Origin of the sequence: Rossellomorea pakistanensis (assembly GCF_016908495.1) — a bacterium.
Lineage (GTDB): Bacteria > Bacillota > Bacilli > Bacillales > Bacillaceae_B > Rossellomorea > Rossellomorea pakistanensis.
Map to the genome: position 1 here is coordinate 1,192,075 of NZ_JAFBDZ010000002.1, position 15,974 is coordinate 1,208,048.

Here is a 15,974-nt window from a genome sequence, read left to right on the forward strand (position 1 = left end):
TTTATAGAGGACTAATCTAAAGGGGCCGCCTTTGGATTAGTCCTTTTTTAAAACTGATGGTTTGATTTCTTCCCACTATTCATTTAGTTTCCAGTGGTATCGTTTCGTTTCTGCTGACGATCATGATTGGTACGGTGAACATCATCGTCTTGTAATTCATATTTATCGCCTATCATTTCACCATTAGGGTTTTCGCCGGCATCCACATTTCTACCTTGTGGTGAGCTATCGAGCATTAAGTCAATTGTGTCACCAATGGCAGTGCTTGCATTATCTACATTTGCACCCATTGAAGCAAGATTTTCGACGTCTCTCATGAGAGCTGGGTCATCTGTTACATAAACATGGTACCAGCGAGGTACTACGGATAATGCTGTTTTCTTAACTTGATCGGCGATTTCAAATCGAGCTTTCTCATCTTTTTCTCCTGTTTTGTAGGAGATAAGTACTTCTTCACCCGTAACGAGCGTTGCACAATCATCTACATTAGGTAAAGAAACACTCATTTTACTAATGGCGTCAGCTACTTTTTCACGGTCAAGCGTGTACATATTTTCGGTTGAAATGTTTTCTCCCATTATTGGGCTTTTTTGATGACGAACATAGCCGAATCGTTTTGTACGATCTTGCCCGTTTGTGTCATTTTCGTTATTATAAAGCTCTTCTCGGTCACTCACGTTAATCGAGTTTCCATTGTCATGGAATAGTTCACCTGTTGCCGCACCATTATTGTTACAGCCAGCACCGATGATGGTTAGCCCGATTACACTTATGGTAAGAATGGATTTATTCAATATAAACACCTCCTCTTTTTTTAGAATGACCACTATTTTTACATTTCCTCTTAGTAATTAATGGGCAATCAGTTATAATTTATAGTAAGGATGAAAGAAAGCAGGTGAAGTGTATGATTACGATAGGTCAAGTTCAGTATGAAATTATGGAAGAGTTTAGAGAAGGATTTAACGAAGAGGCATTCTTAGGCCGTTATAGTGATATATTAACAAAGTATGATTATATTTTAGGCGATTGGGGTTATGGGCAATTACGTTTAAAAGGATTTTTTGAAGATCAAAATCCTAAATCCACTTTTGATACAAAAATCAGTACCGTGAAAGATTATCTTTATGAATACTGTAATTTTGGGTGTGCTTACTTCATTCTGAAAAAAGTTTCAAAATAAATGCTGCTTTACTACTTTAAACTGTTCGAGAACCGTCCCTCACCACTTTAATGTGGTAAAGGACGGTTCTTTTTTTAGGTAGTTAAGATAGTTTAGAATGCTTGATAGAAAGGTTTATTATTTGGCGAGAGTAAGCCCTTAGCTTCACGAGAATGTGTTTGATACTTGATGTTGGCGAACTTAGCCTTTCATCTTCTATACGAAGCGATCCCGCTTTTCTTCACACAATTTCATTTAGAAATGATCGTAATTCATCTCCTTCTCCATCCGTTAACTTAAAAATGCTCTCCAAGTAGCCTTCTTCTTCAAGGTCATCGCGACCAATAATGGCAAATCGATTTCCTTGTAAATCTAATACTAAATGTTTCCCGTAATATCGATCAGTCTGAACAACAGCTAAATCGAATCGTTGCTGTTCTCCCATAAAGCTGACAAAGCGAGTGCGCGTATCTTCAATATCATCGTACAAAAAAAATCGTTCAGTCATTTTTCTCCTCCAAAATATGATATGTTTTTAGGAAGTGTATTAAAATAGAATGCCATAATATCATTTCCAATTTCATTTAAGTGTAGCAGGATGACCTCATTCTTTCAAAACTTGATCATCAGTATGATAAAATAGAGAATGAATGAATATAAGTTGAGGTGTTAATACGTGTATTTTGTGGACAGAGAAAAAATTGAAAAGACATTACAATATATGGAACAACAAATGAGCCTATTGGAAGAAAAAAAACAATGGCATTCCCCAATAGAAAAATTAGCACTTGAAAGAATCGGACATGTCATCATTGAATCAATTTTAGATGTAGGCAATAGTATGATTGACGGATTTATTATGAGAGATCCAGGAAGCTATGAAGACATTATTGACATTCTTTTAGATGAAAGAGTCATCTCGGAGGAAATGAGTTCAAACCTTAAGATTGTCATCTCTCTTCGAAAGCCCCTTGTTCAAGAGTACATTTCGATAGATGGCATAGCTGTCGAGGAAACGCTCCAGAGTCAGTTAGGTATTCTAAAGTTGTTTCCGAAAAAGGTAAGAACGTACCTACACGACGAGTTAGGGCCCGTTTCAGCGTTTAAAAACTAAAACATTACAATAAACATCAAAGTATTACAGGAGGCCAACATGAAGGAGTACAAAGGTTATTTAATTGATTTAGATGGAACGATGTATCGAGGGAAAGAAAAAATTGAAGCAGCAGGGGATTTCGTACATCGCTTAAAGGCAAAAGGGCTTCCCTATTTATTTGTCACCAATAATTCATCTCGAAGACCTGATCAAGTAGCTCAGAAACTGGCTGATTTTGATATTCCAGCTGAACCTCATCAAGTGTTTACCACTTCAATGGCGACAGCTAACTTTATCTCTGAAAAAAAACCAAATGCAACCGCATATGTCATCGGTGAGGAGGGAATTCAAATGGCCCTCAAAGAAAAAGGAATTGTTCTCGTCGAAGACCAACCAGATTTCGTTGTCGTGGGGCTTGATCGTTCAATAAACTATGAAAAACTGGCACTTGGTTGTTTAGGAGTTCGAAATGGGGCCACCTTCATATCAACAAATGGAGATATTGCGATTCCTACAGAAAGGGGTTTATTACCAGGTAACGGTTCTATAACTTCAGTCATCACAGTTTCGACTCAAACGAATCCGATCTTCATTGGCAAACCTGAATCGATTATTATGGAGCAGGCTCAAGAGGTGCTTGGTGTCCCAAAAGAAGAAACGTTAATGGTTGGGGATAATTATGATACCGATATTCTTGCTGGCATTAACGCTGGTCTGGATACACTATTAGTTCATACAGGAGTAACAACTGTCGAGCATTTACAAAACAAAAAAATTCAACCTACTTACACCATATCTTCGTTGGAGGACTGGATTATTTAAAAAAAGTCCGATCCCATAGACAATCACTGAATTCTAGGTGAATGTCTTGTGGGATCGAACTTTTTTAATAGGAATAAGAGTGTGATATTTTTTCGAGTTGCAGTAAGGCTTATCAGTGGCAAGTAAGCGCCTAGCTTCTCGAGACATAAGGCAAGCCACTAATGAAGGAGAAAGGCGCCGTTCATTGGTGGCTTGCCTTATGCTTGTCGGAGGCCTGCAGGATGTAGGTCAGAAAGGCATTGCCACAGAACGTGGCGAACTTAGCCTTTCATCCTTTCCACAAGGTGCTTCCTCTTTTCTGTGTCCAGCTCCAGCGTCTTGGCCTTCGAGTCATAAGCCAAGCCACCTAGAAAGGGCAAGGACACCCTTACTAGGTGACTCGTCTTATGCTTGTCAAACCTGTTCGAGGCGCTTCCGCTTTTCTAGTCACTTTGTTCTTGTTCTGCAATAACGGCTCTATGGGCTAAACGACTAGAAGCGGCTGCAGCAATTGCGCCCACGATGTCATCTAAGAAGGTATGACATTTGCCAGTTGATTTATCATTTAAGTATTGTAAAATACCAGGTTTTTGCTTATCAATAAAACCATAATTCGTAAATCCGATTGAACCATATACATTTACAATTGAAAACGCTAAAATTTCATCAACACCGTATAACCCCTCATCTACCTCTATTATGGATTGAAGTGGTTCTTCAAGCATCTTTTTTTCAGCGAATCGATCCAATTGAATACCAGTCAAAATCGCATTTTGCACTTCTCTTTTAGATAAGACTCTTTCTACGTTTTCCATACACTGTTCTATTTGAAGATTTGGGTGATATTTTTCTTGTAGATACATGACTAATTCAGCGATATCTTTTATTTCTACCCCCCGCTCTTGTAGCCACTTTCTTGCTGTCTCCTCAGACAAATCCATTTTTTTATCCGTGCTCATATATTTCACCTTTTCTTTGAGTAATCAATAAATAATGATTCATTATCTTCTTTTTTTCCTTCTACTTCGATTCCTATTCATGAACAAGTGGTTTTCTTTCATATAAATAATTAAGAATCTCTTGTTATGAATGGAGAGAAAAAACAATGGAAGATATTTTAACGAAATACTATGGGCTTCAACCTGAACGAATGTATCAAGATGGTAAAGCGCACCGATACATGGTCAATGGTTTACTATATACTATTGTGACCGTTACCCATATGGAACAAGAAAAGCTAGTGGAGCTTTATAAAATTTCAGAGCATCTTAAAGCAACAGGGGACCGCTATGTGTCTACATTTGTTCCTTCAACTGAAGATAAATTTCTAATAACAGAAAAACAACAGGATTACGTTGTAGTAAAAAATGAATTTATCCAGTCGAAAGTTCAGAACCATTTTGGAAGGAAGCTCGCAAAATTCCATTCTAGAGGAAGAAGTATTGAAGAGAAAATTGAGCATCAATCAAGAATTGGTCAATGGAAAGGTCTATGGGAGAAACGGATTGATCAATTAGAAACAGCCTTTCAGCAAACCGTTCAGAATCACCCTGTGGATGAATTTGAGAAAAGATTTGTTGAGAGCTGCCCATATTTTATTGGGCTGGCGGAAAATGCGATCCAGTATTTAGTGGATACTGAATTGGATGATGAGCCTCATCAAGTCGATAGCGGTACAGTCTGTCACGAACGATTCCTGCAAGATACATGGGGGACGGATATTTGGATTCGATTTCCTTTTGATTGGATATTTGATCATGGAAGCCGGGATATTGCTGAGTGGGTAAGAGAGCGCTATTTAAAAAGAAATCAAACCTATCATAAAGATATACAAACATTTTTAAAGGATTATCAATCGATTACGCCTCTATCAACCTTTTCGTGGAGGTTGATATATGCACGTTTATTATTCCCGATCCATTATTTTGAATGCATTGAAAGGTATTATGTGACTTCTTCCGAACAACAAAAATTACAGCTTCAAGATCGATTAGGAAGAGAGTTAAAAAATGCTAGTCAATATGAAAAGTTTCTAACTGATTTTTACCAAATTGCTGAAGTTCCAGTAAAAAAGCACGGAATTCCGGTTGTGGGATGGTTATTTTCTTAAACGGAAAGATTGAGGAATACTCGATTTTAAGATCTGGGCTTCTTCAACAAATATGCTACAATAAAAGCAAAATCAACAAAGGTAGGAGTTCAATGAAGAAGCCCTTTATTTATATTACAAGAAAATTACCAGATGATATTGTAAGTGATTTACGAGATGAGTTCTATGTAGAAATGTGGGAGAGTGAGGATGTTCCCGTTCCTCGAGAAATATTATTGGAGAAGGTTAAGGAAGCAAATGGACTTTTGACGATGCTTTCTGATCAAATTAATTCAGAAGTTTTTCAACATGCACCATCGTTAAAAATTGTGGCTAACTTAGCTGTCGGTTATGACAATATTGATATTAAAAGTGCAAATAAATTTAAGGTAGCGGTCTGCAATACACCTGATGTTTTAACAGATACAACCGCTGATTTAACATTTGGCTTACTTTTAGCTACAGCAAGAAGATTAACAGAAGCGAGTGAATTTGTTAAATCTGGAGAATGGACGAGCTGGTCCCCGATGTTATTAGCTGGCACGGATGTACATCATAAAACAATAGGGATTTTCGGAATGGGAAAAATCGGGGAGGCCGTTGCTAAAAGAGCAAAAGGATTTGAAATGGAAATCATTTATCATAATCGCTCACGAAAACAGAATGTAGAAAAGGATGTTGGAGCTAGGTATGTTGAGTTTGAAGAGCTTCTCACACATTCTGACTTCCTTGTTTGTTTAGCTCCCTTGTCTCCAGAAACAAAAGAAACCTTTAAGAAAGAACAATTTGCGAAAATGAAAAAAAGTTCATTCTTCATCAATGCGGCAAGAGGACCGATTGTGAATGAAAATGACTTATATGTAGCATTAAAGAACGGTCTCATTAAAGGAGCTGGTCTTGATGTGTTCGACCAAGAGCCTATTAATAGGGATCATCAGTTATTAACTTTAAAGAATGTTGTAGCCCTTCCCCATATCGGAAGTGCAACAGTGGAAACGAGAACGAAGATGATGTCAGTATGTGTAGAGAATGTAAAAAGGGTCTTAAGCGATCAAAAGCCAATTACTATTGTTAATGAAGAATGGTTAACCAATTAGTTAAAAAAGGGATGGCTCATTTTTAGAGTCATCCCTTCAAACTTTACGATTAGAATACTTGCTCTACCTCAACTACACCCGGAACTTCTTCTAGAAGTGCACGTTCAATACCTGCCTTTAAAGTAATCGTTGAACTTGGGCAGCTTCCGCATGCTCCTAATAAACGAAGCTTTACAATACCATCTTCGATATCAACTAGTTCGCAATCCCCACCGTCACGCAGTAAGAATGGACGTAATTTATCTAGAACTTCTTGTACTTGACCTTTCATTTCTTGTTCAGTCATATATAATCGACTCCTTTCCTTACTCTCTATTATAATGACATATTTATAAAAAATCTATCAACCAGCAAACTTTTGGGAATGGATATTTTTTCAGTTTAGCTTTAGGGGATTATCTTGTAAAATAAAAGCAAAGAGATAAAGGGGTAGGTAACTATGGAGAGAAAAGAAGCGAAAGTTTTCATATATGGGGCAGAACAAGTTTGTGCAAGTTGTGTGAATTTACCATCGTCAAAAGAAACCTATGAATGGTTAGAAGCAGCGATTACAAGAAAATATCCAGAGCAAGCGTTTCATATTCAATATATCGATATCTATAGTCCACCAGAAGAAGAAGCCATCAAACGATTTGCTGCAAAAGTCGTTGAAGAAGATATGTTTTATCCTGTAGTGTTAATTAACGATACGGTGGTAGGAGAAGGAAACCCTCGTTTGAAGACCATTTTTTCTGAATTAGAAAAGCATGGATACCAAGCAGGGTAAGCGTAAACCAATATCTTTTGTAAAAATAAAAAGCAGTGAATTTCATTTTTGAAATCACATTGCTTTTTATTTTTGGTTGTTTCTAGAAGTTTGTAGTTACCTGAGTAAGTCGGGAATGCTTCTTAGAAGCACTGAGCAGCCTGAATTCACGTAGACTACTACGGAATCAGTGGCTAAAGCGGACCCTGCAGCATAGTGAGGAGGCTCACGGGTCACCCTAAGGTGAGCGAAATGTATTCAGGCTGCAGGTTAAATAAGAACAATCATAAAGAGATTTTTTATAATTGAAAAAGTCATTATTTGTCATTCGTAAACTTATTTGACGATGAAATTTTTTCCACTTTCCACAACAAAGAAATGTAATTTGTTGCAAGGGATGAGCTTCCTTCACATAAGGTAATGAGTAAATAACATACTTTATGAAAGGGAGAGGACAATGGTACACATAGTAAAGCCGGGGGAAACCTTATCTAGTATTGCGTTAAATTATCGAACAACAGTCCGTGCTTTACTTCAAGCTAACGCCGCAACAATTGCCAACCCAAATATTATTCATGTTGGTCAACAGATTATTATTCCTGGGTTAAGAGATCCAAATACTATTCCTTATACGATAAGAATTTCAGTGGGTAAAAGGACATTAACACTATTGAAGGATGGAAGAATAATCAAAGTTTATCCGATTGCAGTTGGCAAAATCTTAACGACAACACCGATAGGGGACTTTGTCATCGTCAATAGAGAACCAAACCCTGGTGGTCCTTTTGGAGCATTGTGGCTTAGTCTGTCAAAAATTCATTATGGCATCCATGGAACAAATGATCCAAGCTCAATTGGAAAGGCTGTTTCATTAGGTTGTGTTAGGATGCATAATAAAGATGTATTAGAATTAGGCTCCCTTGTCCCAAATGGAACCAGAGTGATTATTGTTCCTAATTAATTTTTATAGGGAATGATTTTATTTTCTATTTTGTTCTCGACTGAAAGATTCCTTTTGAAATTTTAAAAATCCTGAATTCATTAAATGGAATTCGGGATTTTTTTAGGTATTAAAATAATTCTGAGCTTTGTTAGAGTTCAGCGCCTAGGTCTTCGAGAAAAAAAGAATCCGTGATTATGAGAAAGAAGAAAATGAAGTTATGAAAAGAGTTCTTTGGTGCCGTGAAATTGTGAAAAAGAAGAAATGAAATTATGAAAAGAGGTCTTTAATGATGTGAAACTATGAGTTTGCCAATGACGTCATAAAACGAGCCACCTAGTAAGGAAAAATAACCTTTCAAGATGGCTCGCCCTATGCTTGTCAGTGGCCGACACGATGTGGGTCAAGGCGTGCTACAGGACGTGGCGAACTTAGCCTTTCATCTTCGTGCCAAGGCGCTTCCGCTTTTCTGAGTGTCCAGCTCCAGCGCCTAGCTCCTCGAGACATAAGTCAAGTCACCAAGGAAGGGAAAAGGCACCCATCCTTGGTGGCTCGCCTTATGCTTTTCGGAGCTGTTCAAGGCGCTTCCACTTTTCTAGTTACCCGTTATGATATTTATACATCCATAGGACGCCTGATTTAAGTAATCGTGCGACTCGCCCTGTAATGGAGCGATCATTTACTAGACCAAATCCATGTTTTTTTCCAAGTGAACCGAGGATTCCTTTGAGTTTAATTTTTGGTAACTCATTCGGTAGCTCTTCGCCATTCCAGCGTTTAAGAAGGATCTGTACAATTTGTTCGGCTTGTCCTTCTGCAAGCTGGGCACTTGGGGCATGTGGAAGGCTTGCACAATCTCCCACCACATAGACATGTTCATCATTTGGCAGATTGTGATATTTGGTTAATACAACACGACCTTGTTGATCTTTTTCTACATCCATTTCACGTACAACTCGAGTTGGTTGGATTCCTGCTGTCCAAACAATGGCATCACAATGAATTTGCTCTTCATGGTTAAATAGGGTGTTAGGAGCCACCTTAGTAATATTTGATTTGTTAATAATATCGACACCATTTTCATCAAACCAGCTATGAACATAAGAACTTAATCTTTCTGGAAATGCGTTGAGAATACGAGGGCCGCGATCAAATAATTTTATTCTAAGGTCAGTCCGGCTCTCTCTAAGCTCACTCGCTAATTCAATGCCACTCAATCCTGCTCCGACAATCCCTACAATAGAATCAGCAGGGAGATTACATAGTGTTTCATAGGTTTTGCGGGATTGCCCAATCGTTTGTATACTGTACGTAAATTCTTTAGCACCTGGGACATTATGATATTTATCTTCACAACCAAGTCCAATAACAAGATCGTCATAAGAAACTGGATCTTGGTCCATGAGATGAACCTGTTTATTTTGAATATCCACTTTTGTAATTTCTCCATATTTGACAGATAGCCTAGGGTGCTCAGGAAAAGATACACGCACATGCTGGTCTGAGATCGTTCCAGCAGCTAAAGCATAATATTCTGTTTTTAAACAATGATATGGATTGCGATCAATAAGAGTAATGGATACATCTTCTGGTAGTTGATTCGGTAAAAAACGCAGAAGAACGCGCATGTTTCCGTATCCTCCACCAAGCAGGACTAATTGTTTCATGTCTATTTCCCCTTTTTGCACTCAAGTATATTTAAAGTAAGCACTTTCAATATGATTATTTTATGAAGAATAATGACAATTATATTAACTTTAATCATAAAAAAGTATATCGAAATAATGGCATTTTCACAACACAAATAAGAGAAATTCTTCACAATCTACTCTACCTTTTAGGTAATCTTATTTGTTTGACGATTTACGTAAAAAAAGGTAGGATATTCAAGTAGTAGCGAGGTGAAAGCAATGAAACCAATCATTGAATTTTGTATAAGCAACTTAGCGAGTGGTTCGCAAAAGGCGCTTGAGATATTAGAAAGAGATCCTAATCTTGATGTCATTGAATATGGGTGTCTTGGATATTGTGGAAAATGTGCCCAAGCTCACTTTGCCCTCGTTAATGGCGAAGTAGTCACAGGAGAAACTCCAGAAGAACTTGTCGACAACGTTTACCAATTTCTAGAAGAAAACCCGATGTTTTGATAAAATACCATTAACCTTAATTTATTTAAATTGAGGTTATTTTTTGTGGAAGTAAAGTTAGCCTTTTCTATAATAAGAAGGAATTTCCTTTTCTGATATGGAATTATTTAAGCGAGGGGGGAGAGAGTATGTCCTATTTCAAAGGTTTATTGCAAACAAATTTACAAGTAAGAGATATCAAATCATCTGTGAATTGGTACGTGCAAAAGCTGCAATTAATAGTAATTGCGGATTACGGGACGACGGTGGTTCTATCTTTTTCAAATTCTTCTAAATATGAGGGCGGAATCGATGAAACGCCAGTACTATGCTTAATTGAAAATAAAGAAAGTCCGATTCAATCAAGTACATATCCAGTCCTGCAAATATCGGATAATATGTGTGAAAAACTCTATGAACATTTGCAGCAAAATGGTGTTTCTGTTGAAATGAATCCTACTCATCATGGTCATTTTAAATTTTATGATCCAGATGGAAATGTATTAGAGGCGTTTTGCCCTAGTATATATAAGTAAATATTTCTGTAATGCCTAGCACCGAATCGATTGATTGGTTAAACGCATAAAAAATGTTAGTGGCTCAAAAATCTAAATCCAAGCTAATGACTCAAAGAAGAGTGCTCATAAGGCATAAATTTCGGCTTATAAAGTGAAGTAGAGCATAAAAAGTCAAAGCCAACTTATTCTGCGTATTGTTCTTTTTAGATATGAGGTGTTTTACTTACCAAGCAGTTCACTCCCTAACTCCAATATCTTCATCTGATTGATTTATTGGTCAGAAATTCCTCGCATATCCTGTTACCATTAGCACTCATATAGCGTATCTTAGTAATAGAGAAGATAGAAATTTCATATCCACCAAAACATCGATTTCTCTAAGAAGGGGAAAGGTATTTATGAGAGAATCGCTTTGGTTGAGGAACTGTTCATGAAGAGTTATACTTGTAGTATTAGATATATAAAATAGGTTTGACATATAGATATTTTCTATGGAGGTGTAAGAATGAGCGACGTATTAAACATTTCTGAAGCTGCCGCTTTACAAATTAAAGATATGATGAAAGAGCATGACGAAGAAAATGCGTTTCTCCGTGTCGCTATTAAAGGTGGAGGCTGTAGTGGATTATCCTATGGTATGGGATTTGAAAACGAACCAGCTGAAGATGACCTTCATTTAGAACAGCATGGAATTAAAATTGTAGTGGCAAAAAATGATGTTGGAATCCTAAACGGCACCCAAATCGATTACAAACAATCGATGATGGGCGGAGGCTTCACCATCGATAATCCTAATGCGATTGCTAATTGTGGGTGTGGGTCATCCTTTAGAACGGCAACGAATACAGGAACACCTGAAAATTGCTAATAAAAAAATGCGGCCAATTAAATGGTCGCATTTTTTTATTAAGGCTGTTTTCGCATAGTTTGTTGTTTTCGAATAAGAATAGAAACCCGTAATGATTAAGACTTCGAAGAGTTTTTTCGTCAAAACAAAAACTAGTATTGAAGAATTTAAGATGTTTATGATTGACTTAAAGCAACAAGTTAACGAAAGGAGCCTTTATTTAAATCGTTTCAAGAGCCTCCTTAATGGGAATGCTTCCTCCTAAAATTTCGAATGTCTGATGATAGACGGATTCAATCAATAATACTTCAACGAGAACTTCCGCTACATCTTCCCTAGAAATGGACCCGGATTTATCTTCGATTGAAGGTGCTGCGATAATCTTCCCAATTCCTCGATCATCCGTTAACCTACCAGGACGGACAATCGTGAAATTTAAACCACTGGTTAATAAATGCTGATCTGCTTTCTGTTTGGCTTCTAAATAATGCTGGAGTCCTTTTGGCCCTTGTAAAGGCAGGTCTGCACCCATTGAACTAAGCATCACAAATCGTTCAATGCCTTTTTCTTTAGCAAAATCAATGGCTTTAATCGCTCCTTGTTCATCAACGGCTGTCGTTTTCTCAGGTCCTGTTTTACTTCCTGATCCTGCTGCAAAGATTACAGCGTTAACATCTTCTAAAGCATACGAGAAATCTTGCTCGAGGTCTGCTACAATCGGTCTGGCACCTAGAGCCTCCATATCTTTTGCTTGCTCCATTTTGCGAATCATGGCTCGAACAATATGTTGACTGCTATTGGATAGTTTCTCCACAATATGCTTTCCGGTTGTACCATTTGCCCCGATTACTAATACGTGCATTTGAAAACATCCTTTTATTTTAAAATTCTATCTATTATTAGCACTACCCGAAAGAATAAAAAATAAACAATCTTAGTGGTTTTTAAAAGTCAAATAAGGCAAAATAATTTGGTATGATACAAATAGAAAGGGGGAAATGAAATGATTCAACACTATTTCTCAAAACTTAATGAATTGTTTATCGAGGTTGAAAACAATGAAAAAGATAATATGATCTTAGCGGCAAATCAAATTTCAGCTTCTATCCAAAATGATGGAATTGTCCATATATTCGGGTGTGGACACTCACATATTCTCGCAGAAGAAGCATTTTACAGAGCAGGAGGTCTTGCTCCTATCAATCCAATCTTTGAAGAATCACTTATGTTGCACGAAGGGGCGACCCGCTCGTCAAATCTAGAAAAGCAAAATGGATATGCCGATACCTTTTTAGAGAAGCATGATATCAGAAAAGGTGATGTAATATTTGTAGTTTCGACTTCAGGAAGAAACCCTGTCCCCATTGATACTTGCTTGTTTGCTAAGGAAAGAGGAGCTTTCGTAATTGGAATAACATCAGTACAATATGCTAACAGCCAGGCTTCAAGGCATATAAGTAAAAAGCATTTGCATGACGTGGTTGATTTGGTAATCGATAATCACTCTGTGAGTGGAGATGCTATTTTAACCCATCCAAGAGTTCCGGTCTCTTTTACACCTACTTCTACAGTAATAGGCACAACGATTCTTAATGCTATCTTGTCAGAAGCAATAAAGTTAATGGTTGAGGATGGGTTTGAACCGCCGATTTTCTTAAGTGGAAATTTAGAAAACGGATCGAAACATAATCAAGCATTAATTGAGAAATATGAGAATAGAATTCCACTTCTAACTCAAAATAATAAATAAAGTGGTCCGATCATTCTTTTTTAATACCGACATAAATTGGTATAGACAACTAGATGATAAGATGTTATTTTAATAGGGAAAGCGTTAACAGAAAGAGGGTTAATGATGAAAACACTTATTTCAAATATTAGAGTATACGCTGAAAATAGAACAATTGATGAAGGCTATGTCTTACTTGACGGGACATCCATTATTGAAGTCGGAGAAATGAAAGAATTATCGATTTCAGAGCCAGTTGATGAAGTCCGAGCAACTCCATCAATGAGCTTAATCCCAGGAATGATTGACCTTCATATACATGGTGCTGATGGAGCAGATGCAATGGATAGCACCCCAGAAGCGATTAAAACAATAGCCGAAGCATTACCAAAGGAGGGGACAACGAGTTTTCTTCCAACTACCATGACGACATCTAAGGAAAGCATTGAGAATGCTTTAGTGAATTTGTCTCATTATATGAAAGAGGAACAATCTCATCGTGCAGAAGCCATTGGGATCCATTTGGAGGGGCCGTTTATATCTCCTAAAAGAGCAGGTGCACAGCATCCAGACCATATTATTGAACCAAGTATTTCATTATTTAAAGAGTGGCAGGATTTATCTGGTGGAAATATAAAACTAGTCACAGTTGCTCCTGAAGTAGATGGTGGCTTAGAGTTTGTTTCTTATTTAAAGGAACATGGTGTAGTTGCATCTATTGGACATACGGATGCCGTTTACTCTGATGTTAAAGAAGCCATTAAAGCAGGAGTCACCCATGCTACCCATTTATTCAATGGAATGAGAGGGATTCATCATCGAGAAATTGGTGTTGCTGGTGGGGTATTAATGCATCCAGAAGTGAAATGCGAAATGATTGTGGATGGAATTCATATCAGTCCTGAAATGGTGAAGTTTGCCTACATGAATAAAAGCAGTGATGGAGTAATCCTCATTACGGATAGTATGAGAGCTAAATGCTTAGGAAAAGGAACATATGATTTAGGCGGCCAGGAAGTAAATGTAGACGAGGACCGAGCAACATTAGAAAATGGCACATTGGCAGGGAGCATTTTAAAGATGAAAGACGCAGTAAAAAATATGATGTCTTTTACTCAATGTGACCTAGAAGATATTATTCAAATGACTTCAGTTAATCCAGCTAAACAGTTATCGGTTTTTGACCGTAAAGGAAGTATTAAAGCAGGTAAAGATGCAGATTTAGTCCTTCTAGATGAAGAACATAATATTATGAAAACATTTTGCCGTGGGAAATTATCGTATTCTAGGGAAAAGGAGACCACTTCATGAAGTTAATCCAAGCAAAAAATTACGAGGAAATGAGTGAAAAGGCGGCAGCATTTATGATTCAACAAGTACAATCAAAAAGGAATTCAGTACTTGGCCTTGCAACAGGTGGAACGGTCATCGGAACCTATGACCGAATAGTGGAAGATTTCAAACAATCCAACACAAGCTATAGCGAGGTTCATACCTTTAATCTAGATGAATATGTAGGGATGCAGCCGTCAGACTCAAACAGCTATCACAGTTATATGGATAAGCAACTTTTTCGTCATATTAACCTTCCAGAAGATCACAGCTATTTACCTGATGGGATGGCAGATAATCTCCAAGAGGAATGCCAGCGATATGAACAGCTAATAAAAGATTCTGGAGGTATTGATCTTCAGTTATTAGGAATTGGTCAAAATGGACATATTGGCTTTAATGAACCAGGAGCCTCTTTTGATTCTGTAACCCATATAGTGAATTTGACTGAGTCTACACGAAAGGCAAATGCTCGTTACTTTGAGAGTATTGAGGAAGTACCAACCCAAGCTATTACTATGGGAATTGCCACAATCATGAAGAGTAAAAAAATCCTATTGCTGGTGTCAGGAGAAAGTAAAGCTGAAGCTATTAGCAGACTAATTAACGAACAGATTCATAATGACAATCCTTCTTCCGTTCTGAAAAATCATGCTGATGTTACCATTATTGCAGATGAAGAAGCTCTATCATTATTAAAAAGAGAGCAAAAAGAGGTGTTCTCATTATGATCGATAAACAGTCTCCAATCCCTATTTATTACCAGTTGGAAAAAGGGATTAAAGACATGATTGAAAATGGTCACCTTACTCAAGGAGACACTCTCCCTTCAGAAAGGGAGTATGCTGAAATGTTTGAGGTAAGTAGAATGACCGTTAGACAGGCGATAAACAATTTAGTGAACGATGGGTACTTGACTAGAATGAGAGGCAAAGGAACCTTTGTTGCCTCTCAAAAAATTGAACAGACATTAAAGGGTTTAACTAGTTTTTCTGAAGATATGCGAGCGAGGAATATGGAGCCTGCAACTGAAATTATTGATTTTAAAAAGATCAAAGCCCATTCAGAAATGATAGATGCATTAAAGGTCACTGAAGGAAGTGAGGTTTATGAATTAAAAAGGGTAAGACTTGCGGATCAACTTCCAATGGCTTATGAAACCCTTTATATAAGTACTTCACTTGTTCCAGGTTTAACAATGGAGACAGCAATGGGATCTTTTTATCAATATATTGAGCATTCAGTAGGGTTGAGAATCAAGAATGCTACTCAAACACTGGAAGCTTCAAATGCCCGTAAAGTAGAAGGGGAGATTTTACAAATAACAGAAGGGGCTCCCGTACTTCTCATTGAAAGAACGAGTTTTCTTGAAAATGGTATCCCTCTTGAATATGTAAAATCCGTTTATAGAGGGGATCGTTATAAGTTTACGATTGAATTGGATCGTTAATTTTTGGAAAAGGCAATCAAAATCATTGCTTTCTATAATAAC

At 37.4% G+C, this 15,974-nt stretch carries 20 protein-coding genes; 14 read left to right on the plus strand and 6 right to left on the minus strand.

Annotation, left to right across the window (positions count from 1 at the left end; all coding sequences use genetic code 11):
- Window positions 1-83 precede the first annotated feature (83 nt).
- Window positions 84-803, minus strand: coding sequence for a YhcN/YlaJ family sporulation lipoprotein (locus JOC86_RS13370; RefSeq protein WP_205173318.1), 720 nt, complete (start codon window positions 801-803; stop codon window positions 84-86).
- 104 nt (window positions 804-907) lie between these two features.
- Between JOC86_RS13370 and JOC86_RS13375 the strand changes: the two genes are divergently transcribed.
- A complete protein-coding gene (locus tag JOC86_RS13375; RefSeq protein ID WP_205173319.1) occupies window positions 908-1,183 on the plus strand; it encodes a YutD family protein in 276 nt (91 codons plus the stop codon).
- 220 nt (window positions 1,184-1,403) lie between these two features.
- Here the strand turns inward: JOC86_RS13375 and JOC86_RS13380 are convergent, their stop codons facing one another.
- A complete protein-coding gene (locus JOC86_RS13380) occupies window positions 1,404-1,670 on the minus strand; it encodes a DUF3055 domain-containing protein (RefSeq protein WP_205173320.1) in 267 nt (88 codons plus the stop codon).
- A gap of 168 nt (window positions 1,671-1,838) precedes the next feature.
- Between JOC86_RS13380 and JOC86_RS13385 the strand changes: the two genes are divergently transcribed.
- Both JOC86_RS13385 and JOC86_RS13390 read left to right on the plus strand, forming a co-directional pair.
- On the plus strand, window positions 1,839-2,276 hold the full coding sequence (locus tag JOC86_RS13385; protein WP_205173321.1) for a HepT-like ribonuclease domain-containing protein: 438 nt from the start codon (window positions 1,839-1,841) through the stop codon (window positions 2,274-2,276).
- Window positions 2,277-2,315: 39 nt separating this feature from the next.
- Window positions 2,316-3,080 (plus strand): TIGR01457 family HAD-type hydrolase, encoded by a 765-nt coding sequence (locus JOC86_RS13390; RefSeq protein ID WP_205173322.1) that lies wholly within the window; start codon window positions 2,316-2,318, stop codon window positions 3,078-3,080.
- 422 nt (window positions 3,081-3,502) lie between these two features.
- Here JOC86_RS13390 and JOC86_RS13395 read toward each other — a convergent pair whose 3' ends face one another.
- Window positions 3,503-4,018, minus strand: coding sequence for a phosphatidylglycerophosphatase A family protein (locus JOC86_RS13395; protein WP_205173323.1), 516 nt, complete (start codon window positions 4,016-4,018; stop codon window positions 3,503-3,505).
- A gap of 146 nt (window positions 4,019-4,164) precedes the next feature.
- On the opposite strand from JOC86_RS13395, the gene yutH reads away from it, so the two are divergent.
- Both yutH and JOC86_RS13405 read left to right on the plus strand, forming a co-directional pair.
- A complete protein-coding gene (gene yutH / locus JOC86_RS13400) occupies window positions 4,165-5,169 on the plus strand; it encodes a spore coat putative kinase YutH (RefSeq protein ID WP_205173324.1) in 1,005 nt (334 codons plus the stop codon).
- A gap of 92 nt (window positions 5,170-5,261) precedes the next feature.
- Complete coding sequence (locus tag JOC86_RS13405; RefSeq protein ID WP_205173326.1) at window positions 5,262-6,245, plus strand: 2-hydroxyacid dehydrogenase; 984 nt, start codon at window positions 5,262-5,264, stop codon at window positions 6,243-6,245.
- A 49-nt stretch (window positions 6,246-6,294) separates the two neighbouring features.
- Here the strand turns inward: JOC86_RS13405 and JOC86_RS13410 are convergent, their stop codons facing one another.
- Window positions 6,295-6,531 carry a NifU family protein gene (locus JOC86_RS13410; RefSeq protein ID WP_205173328.1) on the minus strand — a complete coding sequence of 79 codons (237 nt, stop codon included), beginning with the start codon at window positions 6,529-6,531 and terminating at the stop codon, window positions 6,295-6,297.
- Window positions 6,532-6,684: 153 nt separating this feature from the next.
- Between JOC86_RS13410 and JOC86_RS13415 the strand changes: the two genes are divergently transcribed.
- Together JOC86_RS13415 and JOC86_RS13420 are read left to right on the plus strand one after the other, a co-directional pair.
- Window positions 6,685-7,011, plus strand: coding sequence for a YuzD family protein (locus JOC86_RS13415; protein ID WP_205173330.1), 327 nt, complete (start codon window positions 6,685-6,687; stop codon window positions 7,009-7,011).
- Window positions 7,012-7,447: 436 nt separating this feature from the next.
- Entirely contained in the window at window positions 7,448-7,951 is a 504-nt protein-coding gene (locus tag JOC86_RS13420; RefSeq protein ID WP_205173332.1) for a L,D-transpeptidase family protein, read from the plus strand.
- A gap of 578 nt (window positions 7,952-8,529) precedes the next feature.
- Here the strand turns inward: JOC86_RS13420 and JOC86_RS13425 are convergent.
- Window positions 8,530-9,597, minus strand: a complete 1,068-nt coding sequence (locus JOC86_RS13425; protein ID WP_205173333.1) for an NAD(P)/FAD-dependent oxidoreductase — start codon at window positions 9,595-9,597, stop codon at window positions 8,530-8,532.
- Window positions 9,598-9,840: 243 nt separating this feature from the next.
- Here JOC86_RS13425 and JOC86_RS13430 point away from each other — a divergent pair, with 243 nt between their 5' ends.
- The 3 genes from JOC86_RS13430 (at window position 9,841) to JOC86_RS13440 (ending at window position 11,442) form a co-directional block, all read left to right on the plus strand.
- Entirely contained in the window at window positions 9,841-10,077 is a 237-nt protein-coding gene (locus JOC86_RS13430) for a YuzB family protein (RefSeq protein ID WP_205173334.1), read from the plus strand.
- Between the two features lie 128 nt (window positions 10,078-10,205).
- The gene (locus JOC86_RS13435; RefSeq protein WP_205173335.1) at window positions 10,206-10,592 is read left to right on the plus strand and encodes a VOC family protein; all 387 of its coding nucleotides are present in this window, start codon (window positions 10,206-10,208) and stop codon (window positions 10,590-10,592) included.
- Window positions 10,593-11,079: 487 nt separating this feature from the next.
- The gene (locus JOC86_RS13440) at window positions 11,080-11,442 is read left to right on the plus strand and encodes a HesB/IscA family protein (protein ID WP_205173336.1); all 363 of its coding nucleotides are present in this window, start codon (window positions 11,080-11,082) and stop codon (window positions 11,440-11,442) included.
- A 199-nt stretch (window positions 11,443-11,641) separates the two neighbouring features.
- On the opposite strand, the gene JOC86_RS13445 is transcribed toward JOC86_RS13440, so the two are convergent.
- Window positions 11,642-12,283 carry an SDR family oxidoreductase gene (locus tag JOC86_RS13445; protein WP_205173338.1) on the minus strand — a complete coding sequence of 214 codons (642 nt, stop codon included), beginning with the start codon at window positions 12,281-12,283 and terminating at the stop codon, window positions 11,642-11,644.
- Window positions 12,284-12,424: 141 nt separating this feature from the next.
- Here JOC86_RS13445 and JOC86_RS13450 point away from each other — a divergent pair, with 141 nt between their 5' ends.
- From JOC86_RS13450 to JOC86_RS13465, 4 genes are all read left to right on the plus strand, one after another.
- Entirely contained in the window at window positions 12,425-13,171 is a 747-nt protein-coding gene (locus JOC86_RS13450) for an SIS domain-containing protein (RefSeq protein ID WP_205173339.1), read from the plus strand.
- Window positions 13,172-13,273: 102 nt separating this feature from the next.
- Complete coding sequence (nagA, locus tag JOC86_RS13455) at window positions 13,274-14,461, plus strand: N-acetylglucosamine-6-phosphate deacetylase (protein ID WP_205173340.1); 1,188 nt, start codon at window positions 13,274-13,276, stop codon at window positions 14,459-14,461.
- Window positions 14,458-15,213 carry a glucosamine-6-phosphate deaminase gene (gene nagB, locus JOC86_RS13460; protein WP_205173345.1) on the plus strand — a complete coding sequence of 252 codons (756 nt, stop codon included), beginning with the start codon at window positions 14,458-14,460 and terminating at the stop codon, window positions 15,211-15,213. Before nagA ends, nagB begins: the two co-directional genes overlap by 4 nt.
- On the plus strand, window positions 15,210-15,932 hold the full coding sequence (locus tag JOC86_RS13465; RefSeq protein WP_205173349.1) for a GntR family transcriptional regulator: 723 nt from the start codon (window positions 15,210-15,212) through the stop codon (window positions 15,930-15,932). Before nagB ends, JOC86_RS13465 begins: the two co-directional genes overlap by 4 nt.
- The last annotated feature ends 42 nt before the right edge of the window (window positions 15,933-15,974 follow it).